Here is a 20515-nt window from a genome sequence, read left to right on the forward strand (position 1 = left end):
CGATGTCTAGAAGAGGTAATTGTTGGGATAATGCACCACAAGAATCATTCTTTGCGATATTAAAAACAGAAATGGATTTAAAGAAGTATAGGACTTATGAGGAAATGGCTTTTGCGATAACTGATTATATCAATTACTATAATTACGATCGACCACAGAAACGACTTCATAAGAAGACTCCTTATGAAGTTGATCAGTATCTGACAGATAAAACATTGGTGAAATATCTGCCTGTGATTGTTCCTCAATCAATCATTTATTTATAGTAAAAGCAGATGATTTTTATTCACCTGCTTCATATCTTTTATTCTTGTGTCCTTGACAAGGGGTATAGTTTATTGAATATCTTTTATTTTCTAACCATCAGAACAATGTTTTCGATATGTTCAGTAAATGGAAACATATCTACTGGTTGAATTGTTGATATCACATAACCTCTTTTCTCAAGTACTTTTATATCTCTTACTTGTGTTATTGGATTACAAGATACATACACAATGGTTTTTGCTTTTAAGCTTGCTAGAAGAGTAAGAAAGTTTTCATCAGATCCACTACGTGGCGGATCAATAATTGCTACATCCACATCTTTCATCTCTTGAACATAATCACGCATGAAATATGATACATCTTCTGCATAGAATTTGGCATTCTTAATTTGATTTAGTTTTGCATTGATCATAGCATCTTTAATCGCTACTTTGTTTAGCTCTACTCCTACTACTTCTTTTGCAGAATTAGCAACAATTAGTGAAATGGTTCCAATACCACAATAAGCATCCAAAACAATATCATTCTTATTTATATTAGCAAGTTCAATTGCTTTTGAATAAAGTTTTTCAGTTTGTTCAGGATTAACTTGATAGAATGACTTACTTGAAATTTGAAATTTAACCCCACAGAGTACATCTTCAATATATCCTTTTCCAAAAAGAATTTTCTCTTTCTCTCCCAATACAACACTTGTACGTCTGGCATTAACTTGCGTACAAATTGTTGTGATTTCTGGATGTTTTTGACGAAGCAATTTCATAAACTCTTTACTACCAGGAAACACTTGTTGACCTAAAACAAAAACCAACAAGATTTGATTTGTGTGGTAACCAACCCTTAAGTAAGCATGGCGTAAAACGCCAGTTCCTCGGTCTTCATTAAACGGTTGTATTCTTAACTTACTTGCAATCTCACAAATAGATTTAAGGATATCATTTGCTTTCTCATTTTGAATTAAACAATCCTCAATCGGAACAATACGATGACTATTTTCTTCATAAATCCCACACGTAACTTTTTTTGTCTTACTAAGTGAAAATGTTGCAAATACCTTATGACGATAATAATAAGGATTATCCATACCAATAATTGGCAATACAGTATGTGGTTTAAACAAAGATTTAATTTTTTCTTGTTTGTTTTCAAGTTGTTTTACATATTCTATTCCTTGATATTGACATCCACCGCATTTCTTTGCATATGTACAAATTTTCATTTTTGACCATCCATGTTAAGAATTTTATTTCTTAATTCTATATAACGATTTGAGGGTTGGAATTGAACTTGCGATTCTCTAAAATCATTTCCAAAACTTCCTCTACTAACTACAACAGCTGGTGGAAGTTGCAATCTTTTAAATACTGCTTTTTGCATTGTTTTTATCACCCACTCTAAATCATCAATAAACAACTTTGGATTGTCTAAACCATAATACTTCATCCATTTTCCTATTTCAGTTTGCAATAGATTTCCTTCAAGATAAGATGACATAATTTCTTCTACTTGATAACCTGGATATTCAATGAGTTTTGAGATTAACCAGTCATGGTAAAACCATTTCATAGGATCTAGCTGTGCATCTTTTAATTCAGCAGATGGTGGCATATCCCATTTGATTGACTCACCCTCTATCTGAGGTAATAAATTTAGTGGAACAACTTCTTTACCAAAGTATTTATTTAAACTATATCCTAACTCAAACAACTGAACTTTTGTGCAATCTCCTATTGGAGAAAAAGCACCAATTGAATCACCATACATAGTGCAATACCCTAAAGCAACTTCCACTTTATTTCCATTGTTAATGACAACTCCTCCAACAAGTGATGCAAATGTTGAAAGTAAGTGCCCACGAATTCTAGCTTGTATGTTCTCAAGTGTTAATCCTTGATTTGCACCTTCGTAACCATAATCATGCATTGTATCAATTGTTGCATTCACAACTTTTTCAATCGCACCTTCTCTTATTTCTATACCAAGTCTTTCCGCCATATCTCTAGCGTTATTCTTAGTCATATCGCTATTATATTTAGAAGCCATATTGTATCCAAGAATACGTTCTGGACCTAAGGCATGTACTAAAAGACAAGCATTAATTGTACTATCAAGTCCTCCCGATAAACCAATAACCCATTTAACTTGTGCATTAAACATTTGTTGATCCACTTCTTTTATTGCAGTAGATAATGCTTTAAGAAGTTTATCTTCTGTATGCTGACACTCTTCACTTTGACTTAAATCAACTATTTTACATTCTTCTATAAATGCATCATTGCATCCACCAATACAATTTCCATTTTCATCATAAATCTTACTATTTCCATCAAGTACGCAAATAGATTTGCCCGTATTTTGCATTCCACAGGCATTGGTATAAATAAATGGCACAAACTTACCATGAGTTTTAATGTGTGCTTGAATTTGTTTATCACGAGAACTTTCCTTGTTAATTGTCCAAGGACTTGCAGATAGATTAAAGATAAGATCAACATTTTGTTTTAAATATTCACCCGTAACATCAAATGAATAATCTAAACTCCAAAGGTCTTCACAAATTTCAATTCCAATCTTTACTTCTTTACCACGGATTGTTGTTACAAATGGTGCACAAGTTTTATCATTCAATGCTAATGCACTTTGAAAATATCTTTCTTCATCAAACATGCGATAATTTGGTAATAAATGTTTAATATAGTACATTTGTCCCGCTGTCGACTTTACCCATTCATTGTCCTTACAAAAATAAGCAGCATTATAACGTACAATTCGACCATCTCTACCCTTTTCGCTTGAATTTAAAGCAACATTTCCAAACACAATTCCAATTCCATTTGATAATGCCTTAATACGATCATTATATGAAATACAAGTTTCCATAAATTGATTATCCGTCCACTTATCTTGAAGACAATAACCACCTATACACATTTCTGGAAATACTATAAAATCAGCATGTCGCTCTTTTGCATAAGCAATCATAGAAGCCATCTTTATAAAGTTTTGTTCACATTGTCCTACAACAACATTCATTTGACCTAAAGCTATTTTCATACACCACACCTCCACTCTATTATACATGATTATTAAGTGAAATACTCCACGAATAGTAAGAAGTAAAATCAATTAAATTTCCCTTGTATTTAAGCGTTAAACGCTTATTCTTCCTATGCACTTTACTCGAATTTCCTAAATAATTTTGCTGCAAAAGTTTCACCTAATCGATAGAATCATCAGTGTGAATATGTTAAATTATTTACACGATTACTTGGTACTTCCACTGTATGCCAGAGGAGGTGATGGTATGGACGAAGTTACTAGTTTTTTGGTAGCTATCTTAGTAGGTGTATGTACTCGATACATATGTCTTTGGCTTTATAAGTTCACCAAAAAGTAATCGTGAATGTATTAGAAAAGCAAGGTTGGCAGACCTTGCTTTTCCTTTGTTCAGTATGAACAGTTACTAGTTTTATAAGATTATTATACTTAAATATTATTAGAAGTCAATTACTTTAAACTAACAAATTTATTTCATTTTCAATTATAGTTTTTACAATTGCATCTACTGTTTGATTGCCATCTACAATTAAATCCGCCCCATCAATTCCTAAGCGTCTTGCTTCTTCATATAGAAAATTATTTTTTAAAATTGTATCTAACAAAGTGCTCAAACTTATCTCTTCATTTGGATTATCTCTTTGAATTTTTCTTTCGATACTTAAATCACTTGGTGTATCAATATAAATTGCTGTATCAATATATTTCTTTATTAAATCATGACGATAATCAAAGGGATAATCCAAAAACAAATAATCATAACCCTTCTCTAATTCAAAATTTATTTTCTTCTCAAGTTCAGATAAGTCAAATTCATTTGCATTGGATCCACGACTTACCCATTCTTCAATATCCATGATTTCACTTTTTACATCATAATTACCATCATCAAAATAAATTGCCGCTGATTTTGGAACTTTTTTATATAATTCTTTTGTCACAGTAGTTTTTCCACCACCTGAAACAGAATTAATTGCAATTACTTTTGTTTTTCTCATATTCTATTCGCTCTTAAAATCTTCAATATCCATCCCATTGAAGTGTTCTATAAGATGTTTTAGCTCATCATTTTTCTCAATTATTGATTCTTCTAATAATTTTTCTTTCTTCATTTTTTCTACATCATTCAGTACTTGTTTTGTCATATCAAATTGAACCTTTGGAATATGTTTCATATGATTATCTCCACTTCTAACTACATTATAATACAAATACCTCACATAATAAAAGGTTCAATGTAAACAAAGGGTTGACTCATTGAGCCAACCCTACTTAATACCTTTATTTCCGATATCATGACGATAAAATAATGAATCACATTTTATCTTCTTTATTTCTTCATAAACACAATCTTGTGCATCTTTTAATGTGGCTCCACTTTTTAAAACGAATAGAACTCTTCCACCAGTTGCAATGAGTTGATTCCCTTCACTTGATGTACCCATGTGGAATACGGTTGCATCACATTGATCCAAGCCTTCAATGATTGCTCCTTTTTTATAACTTTCAGGATATCCTTTGTTTGCCATAACAACGCCACAAAAATGCTCATTGCTCCACTCAAGCTTAGTAGGTATACCCTTCATTGTATTGCTCACTACTTCAAACAAATCATTTTGTAAAGCTGGTAATACAACTTCTGTTTCAGGATCGCCAAATCGAACATTGTATTCAATTGTTTTTACTCCATCTTTTGTTAACATACACCCACCATAGAGTATACCTAAGAATGGTTTTCCTTCTAAAACCATAGCATCCGCCATAGCTTGCACTATTTTTTCTACAGCATCATTGTATGCAGATTCAGGGATATGATGAACAGGTGTATATGCACCCATACCACCAGTATTTAATCCTTCATCATGATCAAAAGCACGTTTATGATCTTGAGCAATTTGCATAGGTACTACTAAATTGCCATTTACAAATGCTAATAGTGAGAATTCCTCACCTTCTAAAAATTCTTCAATAACAACACTGCTTCCAGCTTGATCAAATAATTGATTGCACATCATTTCTTCAAGTGATGCACATGCTTCTTCCATTGTTGTTGCAATAATAACCCCTTTACCTGCTGCTAAACCATCTGCTTTTAATACAATTGGCATTTCTTGACGAAGTAAATAAGCTTTCGCATCCTCAAAGTTATCAAAACTTTCATATTTTGCAGTAGGAATATTGTATTTTTTCATCATTGCCTTTGAAAATACTTTTGACCCTTCTAATTCTGCCGCAGCTTTAGTTGGACCAAATATTTCTAGACCTGCTTCATGAAAAGCATCTGTGATCCCTGCACACAGTGGAATTTCTGGTCCCACAAAAGTTAAATCAATTTCATTTTCTTTTACAAATTCAATTAACTCTTCAAAATCATTCGTTTGCAGAGGAACAAGAGTAGCAACATCGCTCATCCCAGGATTACCTGGTGCTACAAATACTTCTTCTACTTGTGGTGATTGTTTAAACTTATAACAAATCGCATGTTCTCTTCCACCACTTCCAATTACGAGTACTTTTTTCATTAGTGTTTAAAATGACGCTTTCCTGTAAAGAGCATTGCGATGTTTGTCTCATTACATTTATCAATCGAATCTTGGTCTTTAATTGAACCACCTGGTTGAATAATACATTCAATTCCATATGTACTTGCTAGTTCCACTGTATCATTCATTGGAAAGAATGCATCTGATGCAAGTGTAGAACCTTTAGCTTTATCACCAGCTTGCTCACATGCTATTTTAGCTGCACCTACACGATTCATTTGGCCTGCACCTACACCCAAAGTTTGACCATCCTTTACAAGTACAATTGCATTAGATTTCACATGCTTCACAATTTTCATACCAAATAAGGCATCAGTAATTTGATTTGCAGTAGGTTGTTTCACAGTTACCACTTGTAAATCTTCTTTAGTTTCAAGTACATCATCTTCACCTTGAATGAGTAATCCACCTGTAACACTTACCATTTTATTTTTTGCATCTTCACCCTCTGTTACAAATGTCATTAAACGAATATTTTTCTTTTGACTTAATATTTCAAATGCTTCTTTAGAAAAACTTGGAGCAAGAATAATTTCCAAGAACATTTGGCTCATATCCTTAGCGCAATCAACATTTACTTCTTCATTAAATGCAACGATACCACCAAAAATACTTACAGGATCTGCCGCATATGCCTTCTTCCATGCATCAGTAATATGATCTGAAATCGCTACTCCACATGGATTCATATGTTTTACTGCTACCACAGCTGGTGTTCCTACAAATTCCTTAAGGATTTGTAAAGTTGCATTTGCATCTTGAATGTTATTGTAAGACAATTCTTTACCATGCAATTGTATTGCAGATGTCATTGCATAACGCAACTTACTTCCATCCGTATAGAAAGATGCACTTTGATGTGGATTTTCTCCATAACGCAATGTTTGTACTAAATCATATCCAAAGATAACCTTTTCTGGATTCTCATCTTCAAATTTATCAGTTAAATATTGTTGAATCATGGCATCATATGCTGCAGTTGTACGGAATGCTTTCGCAGCCAATTTTTGACGAGTATCCAAAGTCGTATCACCTTGATTTGCAATTTCATCGAGTACAGTTTGATAATCATTTACATCAGTTACAACTGTTACAAATTTATGATTTTTTGCAGCACTACGAATCATACTTGGACCACCAATATCAATATTTTCAATTGCTTCCTCATGTGTGAAATTAGGTTTTGAAATTGTTTCTTTAAACGGATACAAATTAACACAAACTAAATCAATTGTTTCAATACCATATTCTTTCATTTGATTTACATGTGATTCTTTATCACGTACACCTAAAAGTCCTCCATGAATTAATGGATGTAATGTTTTTACACGTCCATCTAGCATTTCAGGAAAATGCGTAACTTCATCTATAGCTATTGTTAAAATACCTTCTTCATCAAGAGCTTTTTTTGTTCCACCCGTTGAAATAATTTGATATCCACATTGTACCAATCCTTTTACAAATGGAATCAATCCTTCTTTATTTGATACACTAACTAACGCTCTTTTCATCTTCATTTTCCTCCAACAATTTTCTTAATGTTTCTGGATACAATTGATGTTCGATTTTATGTATTTCACGCTCTGCATCTTCATGAGTCATACCATCTAGAACATCAAAACATTTTTGGGCGATGATTTTACCACCATCCATCTCCGCATTTACATAGTGAATACTCACACCCATAAGTTTCACTCCATAATGGAATGCTTGCCCAATTGCATCTTTACCTTTAAATGCAGGTAACAATGAGGGGTGAATATTAACAATACGATTTGGATAAGCTTCTAACAAACAATCAGCTAGGATACGCATATATCCTGCAAGTACAATCCACTCTACATTTCTTTTCTTGCATTCACTTACGATTTCTCTTTCATAATCATTTTTAGTTGCATAACTTTTTGGATTAAAAACAAAAGTATCAATGTGCTTCGCTTTTGCTTTTTCAATAACTAGCGCATCACTTTTATCCACAACCACTAGTTCAATTGAAGCATTCAGTTTCCCTTCTTCAATACTAGCTTGTATAGCATCAAAATTGGTACCAGTACCTGATGCAAATACGGCTATTTTTCTCATTTGAAAGTTACTCCTTCACCTTCAATAATCTTACCTATTACACTTGGACTTTCTCCATTAACTTTTAGAATTTCCATTGTCTTATCAACATCACTTGGATTAACGACTAAAATCATACCAACACCCATATTGAAGACGTTGTACATTTCATGCTCATCCATATTTGATAATTTTTTTAAGACATTAAATATCGGAAGCACAGTGTATGAACCTTTTTGAATTTCGATTCCTTGACCATTGTTTAAGCAGCGAGGCATATTTTCATAGAATCCACCACCCGTAATATGGGCAATACCATGAACATCGATTTCATCTAACACTGCCTTCACTGGTTTTACATAAATTCTTGTAGGTGTTAATAATGTCTCACCAATTGATTTATCTAATCCTTCGAAAGTACTGTTTAAATCCACTGCATTATCTTTTAAAACAATCTTTCTTACTAATGAGAATCCATTTGAATGAACTCCACTTGATGGAAGTGCTATCACTACATCACCAATTTGTACTTTTTCAGGAGTTATGATCTTAGATTTTTCTACTGCACCTACAGTAAATCCAGCAATATCATAATCATCCTCACCATACATATCTGGCATTTCGGCAGTTTCACCACCAACAAGTGCACAATCAGCTAATACACATCCATCACAAACACCTTTTACGATTTCTTCAATTTGTTCAGGATGATTTTTTCCTACTGCAATATAATCCAAGAAGAATAAAGGAACAGCGCCTTGTGCTAACACATCATTCACACACATCGCAACTACATCTTGACCAATTGTGTCATGTTTATTCATTAACATTGCAAGTTTTAATTTAGTACCAACACCATCAGTTCCACTTACTAGTACTGGTTCTTTAATCTTTAAACTTGATAAATCAAATAAGCCACCAAAGGCACCAATACCACCCATTACACCTAAACGTTCCGTACGCTTGATGTGTTTTTTAATTCTTTCTACTGATTCATACCCTGCTTCTAAATTTACACCTGCATCTTTATATGACTTTGACATCTTAGTCCTCCTTTTTGAAGTAGTTGACACCACTTGCGAAAATATTTTGCTTTTTGTTACCAGGAATATTTTGGAATACACCCTCTACATAACGCTCTGAATGCCCCATTTTTCCTAAAATCTTTCCATCTCTTGAAACAATACCTTCTATTGCATATGTACTACCATTGATATTATAACGAGGATCATTGCTTGCATTACCTTGGTCATCACAATACTGGAATGCAATTTGTCCATAACGAATTAATTCTTCAAGTTTGTCATCACTACAAACAAATTTTCCTTCACCATGACTAAACGCAATCATATGATCACTGTTTACTTCTAAGTCTTGTAACCAAGGTGAGTTATTTGAAGCAACCTGCGTATGTGCCATAAGTGAGATATGACGATTGATATCATTACGATAGAGTGTAGCATCTTCTTTTGTAAGTTGTTGGATTTCACCATAAGGTAATAAACCAGATTTCAACAATGCTTGGAAACCATTACAGATTCCAATTATTAATCCATCTCTATCTAATAAACGATGTACCGCCGCTTTGACTTTATCATTTTGTAAAACATTCACAATGAATTTTGCACTTCCATCAGGTTCATCACCACTAGAGAATCCCCCTGGAATGGCCATGATATGGCAGTGATCTAAAACTTCAACTAAATGCTCTATTGATTGATTAATATCTTTCTCTGTTAGATTTCTAAATACAACAAATTCTCCAATCGCTCCTTCATCTTCAAAGGCACGTTTGATGTCATACTCACAATTGTTTCCAGGGAAGACAGTAATACAAACTCGTGGCTTATCTACTGTTTCTTTTGCTTTAAAACGATTCTTTGTTTCATAGCAATTTGTTCTAACTAATTTTTCATTTCCTTTTGCAAGGCGTGGGTAATATGGATCCATCATGGATGTCCATGCACTTACCACCTCATCATGAGTTAATTCAACTCCATTGATTTTGTATCCTTCCTCAATTGTTTTACCAATAACTTGGTAACGAGAATCCATCAAAGGTTCACATGTTTCAACAACAATTGCTCCTGGTATCATTTTTAAACCATTATGTTTTGTATTCAATTCAAATCCAATCTTATTTCCAAAACTCATTTTCAAACAAGAAGCGATAAATCCACCTTCTTCAACAACATAACTAGAAAGTATTTTTCCTTGTTCAATTTGTTTTGTTATATCATGAAAGATTTCATCGTAACTACTTAAATCAGGATATCCAGTTGAATCAATTGTAGGAAGGTAAATTCCTAGCGTATGATTACTATCTTTAAGTTCACTAGAAACAATGTGATTCATATCTGCTTTAGTACATGCAAATGAAATAAGAGTTGGTGGAACGGTAAGTTCATTAAATGTTCCTGACATACTGTCTTTTCCACCAATTGCTGCTTTATTAAAATAATCTTGAACACTCATTGCTCCTAGTAGTGCCTCAGTAACTCTACCCCACTTACTAGGTTCAAAATTCAAACGTTCAAAATATTCTTGGAATGAGAAATATGTATTCTTGATATGACCTCCAACAGCAACTGTTTTAGCCAATGACTCTAGCACACTATACATTGCACCTGTAAAACAAGAATATTCCATTAAACGAGGGTTAAATCCATAAGTCAAAATTGAACAAGTATTTGTTTTACCATCAAGTACTGGTATTTTTTGTATCGATGCTTGAGTTGGTGTCATTTGATATTTACCACCAAAAGGCATATGAATTGTTGTAGCACCAATTGATGCATCAAACATTTCAACTAAACCTTTTTGACACGCAACATTGCGATCACTTATCGCTTTCAAAATATTTTCTTTTGTACATTCTACATCCACCATTGGATTTTCTTTATCTGCTGTTTGGATGAGTACTTTTGTATTTTGTCTAGCCCCTGCTGAATCAACAAAACTACGCGCAATATTAACAACTTCAGTTTGGTTTAATTTCATAATTAATCGAGGATCTTCAGTTACTTCTGCAACTTCATAAGCCTCTAGATTTTCTTCTTCAGCAAATTGAATAAACTTATCTTTATTTTCTTTCGATACAACAACAGCCATTCTTTCTTGGCTTTCACTAATAGCAATTTCTGTTGCATTTAAGCCTGCATATTTAGTACGAACTTGATCCAAATGAATGACTAATCCATCTGCCAGCTCACCAATTGCAACACATACTCCTCCAGCCCCAAAATCATTGCATTTCTTAATTAATTGTGTGCATTCAGGATTTCTGAATAAGCGTTGTATTTTTCTTTCTTCTGGTGCATTTCCTTTTTGCACTTCACTTGCACAAGTATCCAATGAAGCTTGCGTGTGTTGTTTGCTAGAACCAGTTGCCCCACCAATTCCATCACGACCCGTTCTTCCACCTAGTAGAATAATAATATCACCAGCTACTGGTTTTTCACGCACAACTGCATCCGCTTTTACTGCACCGACAACTGCACCAACTTCTAAATGTTTCGCAACATAATTATCATGATAGATTTCACGAACATATGTCGTAGGTAATCCAATTTGATTTCCATAACTTGAATTACCATGTGCTGATTTCTTACTAATCACTTGTTGTGGTAGTTTACCTTTAATTGTTTTATCCAATGGTAAAGTAATATCACCAGAACCTGTAATACGCATTGCTTGATAAACATAACTTCTACCACTAAGAGGATCACGAATAGCGCCACCAATACATGTAGATGCTCCACCATAAGGTTCTATCTCTGTTGGGTGGTTATGTGTTTCATTCTTAAACTGTAATAACCATTTCTCAGTCTCTCCACCATGATCAACATCAATGAAAACAGAACATGCATTAATTTCATCTGATATTTCTACATCTGGTAATAACCCTTTCAACCGTAAATAACGACTATTAATTGTCGCTAAATCCATTAATGTTTGTGGTTTTTCATCTCTACCACAATGGTGTCTTAACTCCAAATAGCGATTATATGCATTTTGAATCGCATCTTGAAAACGACTTGTTTCAATTTTAACTTCAGTTAAACAAGTTTCAAATGTTGTATGACGACAATGATCAGACCAATAGGTATCTAATACTTTTATTTCAGTTTCTTTAGGATCTCTATTTTCAGATTTAAAATAATCTTGTACTAATTTTAAGTCTTCAAATGACATAGCGAGACCCTTACTCTTTACAAAATCCTTTAATTGGTTTTCATCAAGTTGAATAAATCCACTAAAATCCTCAAGTGGTTTAATCTCTACATTTTGATCAATCGCTAAAATATCCAATTGTTTTTCTCTTGCTTCAATTGGATTAATTAAGTATTCCTTTATTCTTTGTAGTTCACTCTCTGAAAGATCACTCTTTAAAATAACAATTCTTCCTGTTGTGATTTGACAAGTTGATGATGGATTTAATAACTTAACACATTGCACTGCACTATCTGCTCTTTGATCATATTGACCTGGTAATGTTTCTATTGCTATATACTTCATTCCTTTTAAATCAATTACTTCACTTACTTCATCCACCATTACTTCTGAAAACACTGATTTTTTTGCTTTTTCTAAATCATTTTCTTCAATTTGAAATACATCATAAGTAAGAATGATGCGAACCTCATCTACATTAATTTTTAAATTTTCATTGATACTTTTGCAAAGATCAATTGCTTCAACCCTAAACCCTGGTTGTTTTTCTACAAATATACGTCGATTTATCAAAGTCATAATTTTACCTAATCAATCGTACTTTCTAGTACTTTATTTTTCATATCTTCTTTATACTTAACAATCTTATCATGCATGCTTTGATCAAATGCACCAATGATTGTAGCTGCAAGAACAGCAGCATTTTTACACCCTGCTTTACCTACTGCTACAGTAGCCACTGGAACCCCTGCTGGCATTTGCACAATTGATAATAAACTATCTAAACCATCTAATGTTTTTGTTTTCATTGGTATTCCAATTACTGGCAATGTTTGACAACCCGCAATAACACCTGCTAAATGTGCTGCACCACCTGCTGCGGCAATAATTACTTTTAATCCACGTTCATATGCAGCTCTTGCATAGGCAATTGTTTCATCTGGAGTACGATGAGCACTCAAAATTTTAGCCTCATACTCAATCCCAAAATCCTCTAAAATTTGAAGAGTTTCCTTTACATCATCTAAATCGCTTTTTGAACCCATAACTACAGCTACTTGTACACTCATCTTAGTTTCCTCCCTTAACAAGTAAAAAGACATTGAAGTCTACCTCAATGTCTACAAAACAAAAAAACTGTTTTGTAGTCTCACCATTACGGTAGTGAGGTAGAAACTTGTGGACCAATTACCACATTTATACAAAAACAAAAAGAGTTCATGGAAAAAATCCACGAATCAATTAATTGTACTTGAAAGAGAAACAGTATATTTAGATAACAATGTCATCTGCTTACCTCCCCTTCAACACCAAAATCATAACAAATAAACCAATCTTTTTAAAGGAAAATTTGCTTTTTTTCGCATTTTACTAAATCACGCCAATGCTTCTCGATATTTCCAAGCATTTACCCCAAAAAGGATTCCGGCAAGAAATAGTGCAGCCCCTAGTCCTGTATAGAAAAAGGCAATAAATGAATCTGGTGCAAGGTTAAAAGTTCGAATCAATATACCAAAGGTCATCATAAATGCCATAATTAAAAATGATTTTAAATCAAAGAATTTATAAAATAGTTGGTATTTCTCTTCATAATTGATAATTCTATTTGTATGTTTAACAACAAGTTTAGAAAAAATAAGAAACCAAAAGATTAAAAATACACCAATTGATAAGAGTATATTCAATACAGTGATGTGATTAACATAAGTAATCAAACCTATTCTTACAATATTAAAACCTGCAGCCATCCATACAATACTTGCGATAACAAGCAATGTTTGTTTTTTGACTTTCATATCATATCTCCATAATTACAGTGTTTTTCTAATATGAACACTGTTCACTATGAAGTTTACTACCCTATTTATTCACTGTCAAATAGAATGCTCTTAACAATATAAAAAGCCAAATCTTTTTGATTTGACTTATTATTTTTTCATTCTTCTGTATTTTTTACCAATTTTTTCTTTTAATGTTTTTTCTACTAAATCCGCTCTTTTCAAATCAAATACAACTTCAGTTTGAAAATTACCTGATTTTTGTTTTCCATCCTTATAAGAAAAGAAAACAATAAATTTATTTTTTTCTTTTTTATAGTCGTAATCAATCACATCATTAAACGATACATAGTTTCCAATTAAGAAAAATCCATCATCGGTAATTCCATCTTGTAAGAAAATGAACATTGAAATTGCAAAACACATGATAACTGAACGAATCATTTCACCAATATTTCCCCAATAGATAAATATCGTAACAATCGCAAAGATGAGAGCAACAAAGAACATAATTCTTGTGGCTGTAACAAATTTGCCATAAATTCTAACTGTTTTTTGCATACGAACTAATTTGAAACTCAACCAAAATGCAATTGCTAAGAATACACCTGTTAACACTAAATTCATGAAATCCATAAGTACCTACTTTCTAATAACCAAAATCTTCCTTAACAATTATAACATGAATTCTTTCTCTTAGGTGAGATTCTGTTGTGATTACTTTACTACCACATATTCTTTGATGATGAGCACAATCTACACAATGTCCTAGTGTTACACAGGGTGTTGATTTATTTAATCGAACACAGTTAGCAGGTGCTGCAATTTGTTCAACACGTTCGATTGCACTAGGAATATCCTTCACTATTTTATTCCATCCAACAATGACTAAAACACGATCTGGACCAAATGTTAATGCCGCAACACGATTACCATTACCATCAACATTGTATAATTGACCATCCATTGTGATTGCATTTGAACTCATTAAATAGGTATCACAAGTTAAAGCTTGATGAAATATTTCGAAGGCATCTTCAGCATGATAGCGATCAAGATATGTAATCCGATTGTTTTGTTCAAGATAATCAATGATACCCATCTCAAAGAGTGTCATTGAACCACCAACACTTACAACTTCACCATCTTGAATTAACTCATCCACCAAAGTTAGACACTCACTCCCATTTTCAACAACATCTACTTTGAATTTATGACTCTCTAACTTTTCTTTGCACAGTGTTACATGATTTTCTAGTGTTGCCCTTAAATTTTTATCCATTGTTATCACCTCTTTCTCTATTTTAATACTTCATAGCGTAATCTTACAAATGAATTTTCTAATGTTTGTGCTTCAATCAATCGACAACTACTCAACAAATGTAACTGATTACTTGAAGTTATTGACTCACCATCAATTAGCGATGTTGTATCTTTTCCACCTACTAATAATGGAGCAATCACAATATCAAGATAATCAAAGCATTTATGTCTTAAGAAATATCCATTCATTGATCCACCAGATTGAATCGTTAATCGATCTACCTTGTAGTTACTTGCTAATTCATCTAACAGTTTTTCACCATCAAATTTTTCTTGATAGAGTATTGATAAATTATCTAGGTTCATTGCATAAGCAGGATGATTTTTATTTGTTGTAACAATTACTAACTGCTTTAACCAACTGCAAAGGTGAAGAATACCCTTTTCATTCAAATGTGGTTTATTATCGATAATTACAAATGAAACTGGAGATTTAAATTGTGCAACTGCCTTATCATTCATTCCCACTTTTTCCATAACACGACCACTATTTAATGACCACAAATCAGTGCATTGTTCCAAATCATAATACTGCCCAATTCCTTCTTTTACACCCACTATTGTTTTCCAATCTTTGTCAGAATCTAATTCATCACTGTCACCACTTGTAATCTTTCCATCAATCGACATTAACATAAACAAAGTTGTAATTGGTCTTTTCATAACATCACCTCAAGACTATGGTAACAAGATATTTTCAAATTGCAATCATCATTTAAATTATCACAAGCAAAATAAAAATATGCACTCACTTTACATGAATGCATATTCATTCAACTTAACTATTTTTTTCTAGTTTCAATATTCTTAACACTGGTTTATATAAAAGTAATACAAAGATTAAATTCATACATCCTTTAAATAAATTGAATGGTAAAAATGCTGGAATTAACAACTTTACAACCGCTTCCCTTGCAATACCCATATAAAGTGGTGTAATCAAATAATTCCATATCATCATTCCAAGAGTCATCGTAAATACACCAATCACCAACCCAATAATTGCACTTTTAAATGATGGATTTCTTTTGTAAATAAATGCTGCAACACATGCAAAACTACAGCTTGATATTATATTCATGATACATCCAATTACCCCAGTACCACTAACTGTAATCATTTCAATAATAGATACAATTGATGAAATCGCAAGTGCTGCTAAAGGACCATACATAAATCCTCCCAGCGTAATAATTACATCTTTTGGATCATACTTTAAGAATAAAACGATGGGTATCCTTCCTACTACCATCACAACATAAGCAATAGCACAAAGCATCGCCAGTACTGCAAGTTTTTTAACTCTTGAATTCATACATTCTCTCCTCCTAATAGAAAACACCTGAAAAACGATTGTCTTTCAGGTGTTTTATCAAAAGGGTTGATAAACACATCTTCTTTCATCCAGACTTTACTGTCGCCACTGGAATTACACCAGTTCCTGCATATGCTCGCGGGGTTTACCGCCGATTGGGAATTTCACCCTACCCTGAAGACGTTTTGTATTCAAATGTTAATTATAAGATAACGTATAACCAACATCTTTTCAAGCCCTTATTTTTGTTTTATTACATACTCATCATTTTCAACATCAACAAGAAGCGTCTTTCCCGCAAGTGATTGTTCTTTTAAAATTTCTTTTGCAAGCAATGTTTCAATTGAACGTTGAATGTGACGTTTCATTGGTCGAGCACCAAAGACAGGATCAACACCACATTCGATGATTTTCGCTTTACATGCAGTACTAAATTCAACTGCAATATCTTTGTTTTGTAAACGGTGTGCTAATTCTTTCAAGAATTTATCGGCTATTTGTACAAGTACCGTATCACCTAATGCATTGAATACAACTAATTCATCAATACGATTAACAAACTCAGGTTTAAAATACTTACCTACCTCTGTAATATAGTGATTATTTCTAAGTGCTTTATCTGCTTCAAATGCATATTGCGCACCTAGATTGCTTGTCATAATAATTAAAGTATTCTTAAAATCTACCGTTACTCCTTTAGAATCAGTAATACGTCCATCATCTAAAATTTGTAACAAGATATTAAATACATCAGGATGAGCTTTTTCAACTTCATCAAGTAATACAATAGAATATGGCTTACGTCGTACTGCTTCAGTTAGTTGCCCACCTTCTTCATAGCCTACATATCCAGGAGGAGCACCAATTAAACGAGATACACTGAATTTTTCCATATACTCACTCATATCGATACGCACAATCTTTGATTCATCATCAAATAATTGTTGAGCCAATGCTTTTGCCACCTCAGTCTTACCAACACCTGTAGGTCCTAAGAAGAGGAATGATCCTATTGGTCTATTCTCATCTTGAATTTGAGCTTTAGAGCGAAGAATTGCTTCTGTAACAAGTTTTAGTGCTTCATCTTGTCCCATGACTCTTTCTCTTAAAATATCTTCTAAATGTAATAGTTTTTCTCTTTGAGTTGTCATCAGTTTACTTACTTCAATATGCGTCCAACGTGCTACGATTTTCGCAATCATTTCTTCATCAACTATCTCTTTTAACATACGATCGTTATCAATGATTGATGCTTGTTTTATCTTTTCTTCCAATGCTGGAATTTCTGAATACTTCAATTTACCTGCAAGTTCAAAATTACCATCATTTTCAGCATTTTGTAATTCACGTTTTTTACGTTCTAATTCTTCTTTAGCATTTTTAGCATCATCCAAACGTTTCTTTTCATCTTTCCATTTTTCTTCTAAGATTGCATATTCTTCTTTAATCGTAGATAACTCTTTCTTTAATTCTTCCAAACGTTGTTTCGACTTATCACTTTTTTCTTTCTTCAATGTTGTCGCTTCAATTTCAAGTTGCATTTTCTTACGATTTAATTCATCGAGTTCAGTAGGCATCGAATCAATTTCAACACGAATCGATGCACATGCTTCATCAATCAAATCTATTGCTTTATCAGGTAAAAAACGATCTGTAATATAACGGTGTGATAAAGAGGCTGAAGCAATGATAGCTTCATCTAGGATTTGTACACCATGATGCGCTTCAAATCTTTCCTTTAATCCACGTAATATTGAAACTGTATCCTCTACTGATGGCTCATCCACTTGAATTTTTTGAAAACGTCTTTCCAAAGCAGCATCTTTTTCAATGTATTGACGATATTCATCAAATGTTGTAGCACCGATACATTTTAATTCACCACGAGCTAACATTGGCTTCAATAAATTTGCAGCATCCATAGACCCTTCCGTTTTACCAGCTCCAACTAGATTATGAATTTCATCGATGAATAAAATGATATTCCCATCTGCTTTCTTTACTTCATTTAAAACTGCTTTCAATCTTTCTTCAAACTCACCACGATATTTTGCACCTGCAATAAGTGAACCCATATCAAGCTCTATTACTTTCTTATCCTTTAACCCAAAAGGAACATCATTCCCTGCAATACGATGCGCTAAACCTTCAACAATTGCCGTTTTACCAACACCAGGCTCACCAATTAAAACTGGATTATTTTTTGTTTTTCTTGATAAGATTTGAATAATTCTACGAATTTCTTCATCGCGTCCAATTACTGGATCAATCTTACCTGATTTTACATCTTCAACCAAATCTCGCCCATATTTCTCAAGTGCATCCATTTGATTTTCCATACTCATTTCAGTCATCCTCATTCCACCTCGTCTTTCTAATTCTACTTTCTCTATTTGTTTTTCTGTTAATTTTGTTTTGTCGATAATTGCTTTTGAAACTTCAGAGCCATTAAATAACATACCAATAAGAAATGCAACAGTACTCATATAAGTTTCATCTTGCTTCTTACTCCATTTTAGTGCTTCATTATATCCATTGACAATGTATCTGCTCATCATTGGTTGTGGTACTTGGTCAACCTTAGGTAAACGCTCCATATAGGTATCAACTAATGAAAGAAGCGGTTCTTTATTAACTTCTAATCTTTTCCATAAACCATCTAACCCATCATCAAGAAACATTTCATGAAGGATATGTTCAGTTGCAATCTCACTATTCTTTAATTCTTGACTTAACTTTGCTGCTTGCATCAAAATTCGTTGAAGTCGTTCCGTCATTTTTTCAAAATCCATGTGTTCCCTCCTTTAGCACTTATTGATACAGAGTGCTAATTCTATTGTTTTAGAAAAGGGTCCCTAGGACCCTTATTTAAATGCTTTCTTAAACTTATCAAAGACAGATTCTTTGCCACTCTTCTTTTGTAAGTCTTGAAGCTTTTTATAAAGCTCTTTCTCTTCTTTTGATAACTTTTTATTGATTTCAACATCTACAATAACATATTGATCTCCAGCACCACGAGAATCTTTAACACCTTTTTCTTTCAATCTAAACTTCGTTCCTGTTTGCGTACCCGCTGGTATTGTAAGTTCTACATCACCATAAACAGTAGGTACATCTACTTGACATCCAAGTGTTGCATCAACACTTGAAATTGGAATACTAATTGAAATATTTTTACCATCACGTGTGAAGAAATCATGTTTCTTTACTAGTACTTCAATGTATAAATCACCATTAGGTCCACCATTCTCTCCACGCTCACCTTTTCCTTGAACTCGAAGTTGTTGACCCGATTGGATACCAGCAGGAATTTTCACATCAACGCTAACACGCTTATGTTCATATCCTTTACCACCACATTTGCTACATTTACGCTTGATACTTTTACCAGTACCATTACATGTAGGACAAACTGATTGACTTTGGAATACTCCAAATGGTGTTCTTTGTTGTGTTACTACTGTTCCAGAACCACCACATGTAGGACAAACTGTAATATCATCTTTACTGTGTGCACCAGTTCCTAAACATTCACTACATTGTTCATCAACACCTAAGTTGATCGTTTCTGTTTTACCGAAAATGGCATCCATGAATTCCACTTTCATTTGCATAAAGCGATCTTGACCTTTGCGTGGTCCATTACGTCTTGCTTGACCTTGTTGTCCGCCAAAACCTCCAAAACCACCTCCAAAGAATGATCCAAAGATATCATTTAAATCATCAAATCCACCACCAGAGAATCCTCCAGCACCACCAAATCCTGCGCCTTCCATTCCTGCATGTCCAAATTGATCATATGAAGCTTTCTTTTGAGGATCACTTAATACCTCATAAGCTTCACTTATTTCTTTGAACTTATCTTCTGCTCCTGCATCTTTATTCATATCGGGATGGTATTTTTTTGCAAGTGTACGGTAAGCCTTTTTAATATCTGCTTCACTTGCACCTTTTGCTAGACCCAACACCTCATAATAGTCTCTTTTATTCGCCATAGT

General features: G+C 33.3%; 18 protein-coding genes and 2 riboswitches. Of the genes, 1 reads left to right on the forward strand and 17 read right to left on the reverse strand.

Features of this window, described 5'->3' with window-relative positions; all coding sequences use genetic code 11:
• Positions 1-266 (forward strand): IS3 family transposase (locus B5D14_RS12250; RefSeq protein WP_078711861.1); only part of this gene is annotated, 266 nt, incomplete at its 5' end.
• Positions 267-349: 83 nt separating this feature from the next.
• Here B5D14_RS12250 and rlmD read toward each other — a convergent pair.
• From rlmD to dnaJ, 17 genes are all read right to left on the reverse strand, one after another.
• Complete coding sequence (gene rlmD / locus B5D14_RS06865) at positions 350-1486, reverse strand: 23S rRNA (uracil(1939)-C(5))-methyltransferase RlmD (protein ID WP_078711862.1); 1137 nt, start codon at positions 1484-1486, stop codon at positions 350-352.
• On the reverse strand, positions 1483-3321 hold the full coding sequence (gene nadE, locus B5D14_RS06870) for an NAD(+) synthase (protein ID WP_159443750.1): 1839 nt from the start codon (positions 3319-3321) through the stop codon (positions 1483-1485). Before nadE ends, rlmD begins: the two co-directional genes overlap by 4 nt.
• A 458-nt stretch (positions 3322-3779) precedes the next feature.
• Positions 3780-4322 (reverse strand): nucleoside/nucleotide kinase family protein, encoded by a 543-nt coding sequence (locus tag B5D14_RS06875; RefSeq protein ID WP_078711864.1) that lies wholly within the window; start codon positions 4320-4322, stop codon positions 3780-3782.
• Positions 4323-4325: 3 nt separating this feature from the next.
• Positions 4326-4499 carry a hypothetical protein gene (locus B5D14_RS12150; RefSeq protein WP_159443751.1) on the reverse strand — a complete coding sequence of 58 codons (174 nt, stop codon included), beginning with the start codon at positions 4497-4499 and terminating at the stop codon, positions 4326-4328.
• A 93-nt stretch (positions 4500-4592) separates the two neighbouring features.
• Positions 4593-5846, reverse strand: a complete 1254-nt coding sequence (gene purD, locus B5D14_RS06880; protein WP_078711865.1) for a phosphoribosylamine--glycine ligase — start codon at positions 5844-5846, stop codon at positions 4593-4595.
• Positions 5846-7378 carry a bifunctional phosphoribosylaminoimidazolecarboxamide formyltransferase/IMP cyclohydrolase gene (gene purH, locus B5D14_RS06885; RefSeq protein WP_078711866.1) on the reverse strand — a complete coding sequence of 511 codons (1533 nt, stop codon included), beginning with the start codon at positions 7376-7378 and terminating at the stop codon, positions 5846-5848. The genes purD and purH overlap by 1 nt, the downstream gene beginning before the upstream one ends.
• Positions 7359-7949 (reverse strand): phosphoribosylglycinamide formyltransferase, encoded by a 591-nt coding sequence (purN, locus tag B5D14_RS06890; RefSeq protein ID WP_078711867.1) that lies wholly within the window; start codon positions 7947-7949, stop codon positions 7359-7361. Before purN ends, purH begins: the two co-directional genes overlap by 20 nt.
• Positions 7946-8971, reverse strand: a complete 1026-nt coding sequence (gene purM / locus B5D14_RS06895; RefSeq protein ID WP_078711868.1) for a phosphoribosylformylglycinamidine cyclo-ligase — start codon at positions 8969-8971, stop codon at positions 7946-7948. The genes purN and purM overlap by 4 nt, the downstream gene beginning before the upstream one ends.
• A 1-nt stretch (position 8972) precedes the next feature.
• Positions 8973-12680, reverse strand: coding sequence for a phosphoribosylformylglycinamidine synthase (locus B5D14_RS06900; RefSeq protein ID WP_078711869.1), 3708 nt, complete (start codon positions 12678-12680; stop codon positions 8973-8975).
• 8 nt (positions 12681-12688) lie between these two features.
• The gene (purE, locus tag B5D14_RS06905; protein WP_078711870.1) at positions 12689-13171 is read right to left on the reverse strand and encodes a 5-(carboxyamino)imidazole ribonucleotide mutase; all 483 of its coding nucleotides are present in this window, start codon (positions 13169-13171) and stop codon (positions 12689-12691) included.
• A gap of 55 nt (positions 13172-13226) precedes the next feature.
• A riboswitch (purine riboswitch) is annotated at positions 13227-13326 on the reverse strand.
• Positions 13327-13477: 151 nt separating this feature from the next.
• Positions 13478-13897, reverse strand: a complete 420-nt coding sequence (locus B5D14_RS06910) for a hypothetical protein (RefSeq protein ID WP_078711871.1) — start codon at positions 13895-13897, stop codon at positions 13478-13480.
• Between the two features lie 132 nt (positions 13898-14029).
• On the reverse strand, positions 14030-14515 hold the full coding sequence (locus B5D14_RS06915) for a DUF5673 domain-containing protein (RefSeq protein ID WP_078711872.1): 486 nt from the start codon (positions 14513-14515) through the stop codon (positions 14030-14032).
• A gap of 13 nt (positions 14516-14528) precedes the next feature.
• Complete coding sequence (locus B5D14_RS06920; protein ID WP_078711873.1) at positions 14529-15161, reverse strand: lactate utilization protein; 633 nt, start codon at positions 15159-15161, stop codon at positions 14529-14531.
• Between the two features lie 17 nt (positions 15162-15178).
• Positions 15179-15865: a dihydrofolate reductase family protein gene (locus B5D14_RS06925; protein ID WP_078711874.1), complete on the reverse strand. Its 687-nt coding sequence runs from the start codon at positions 15863-15865 to the stop codon at positions 15179-15181.
• A gap of 115 nt (positions 15866-15980) precedes the next feature.
• A complete protein-coding gene (locus B5D14_RS06930) occupies positions 15981-16517 on the reverse strand; it encodes an ECF transporter S component (protein WP_078711875.1) in 537 nt (178 codons plus the stop codon).
• A gap of 73 nt (positions 16518-16590) precedes the next feature.
• Positions 16591-16703, reverse strand: a riboswitch (FMN riboswitch).
• Positions 16704-16756: 53 nt separating this feature from the next.
• Positions 16757-19309: an ATP-dependent Clp protease ATP-binding subunit gene (locus B5D14_RS06935; protein ID WP_078711876.1), complete on the reverse strand. Its 2553-nt coding sequence runs from the start codon at positions 19307-19309 to the stop codon at positions 16757-16759.
• 72 nt (positions 19310-19381) lie between these two features.
• Positions 19382-20512 (reverse strand): molecular chaperone DnaJ, encoded by a 1131-nt coding sequence (dnaJ, locus tag B5D14_RS06940; RefSeq protein ID WP_078711877.1) that lies wholly within the window; start codon positions 20510-20512, stop codon positions 19382-19384.
• Positions 20513-20515 lie beyond the last annotated feature (3 nt).

The organism is Anaerorhabdus furcosa (assembly GCF_900167375.1).
GTDB classification, from domain to species: Bacteria; Bacillota_I; Bacilli_A; order Erysipelotrichales; family Erysipelotrichaceae; genus Anaerorhabdus; species Anaerorhabdus furcosa.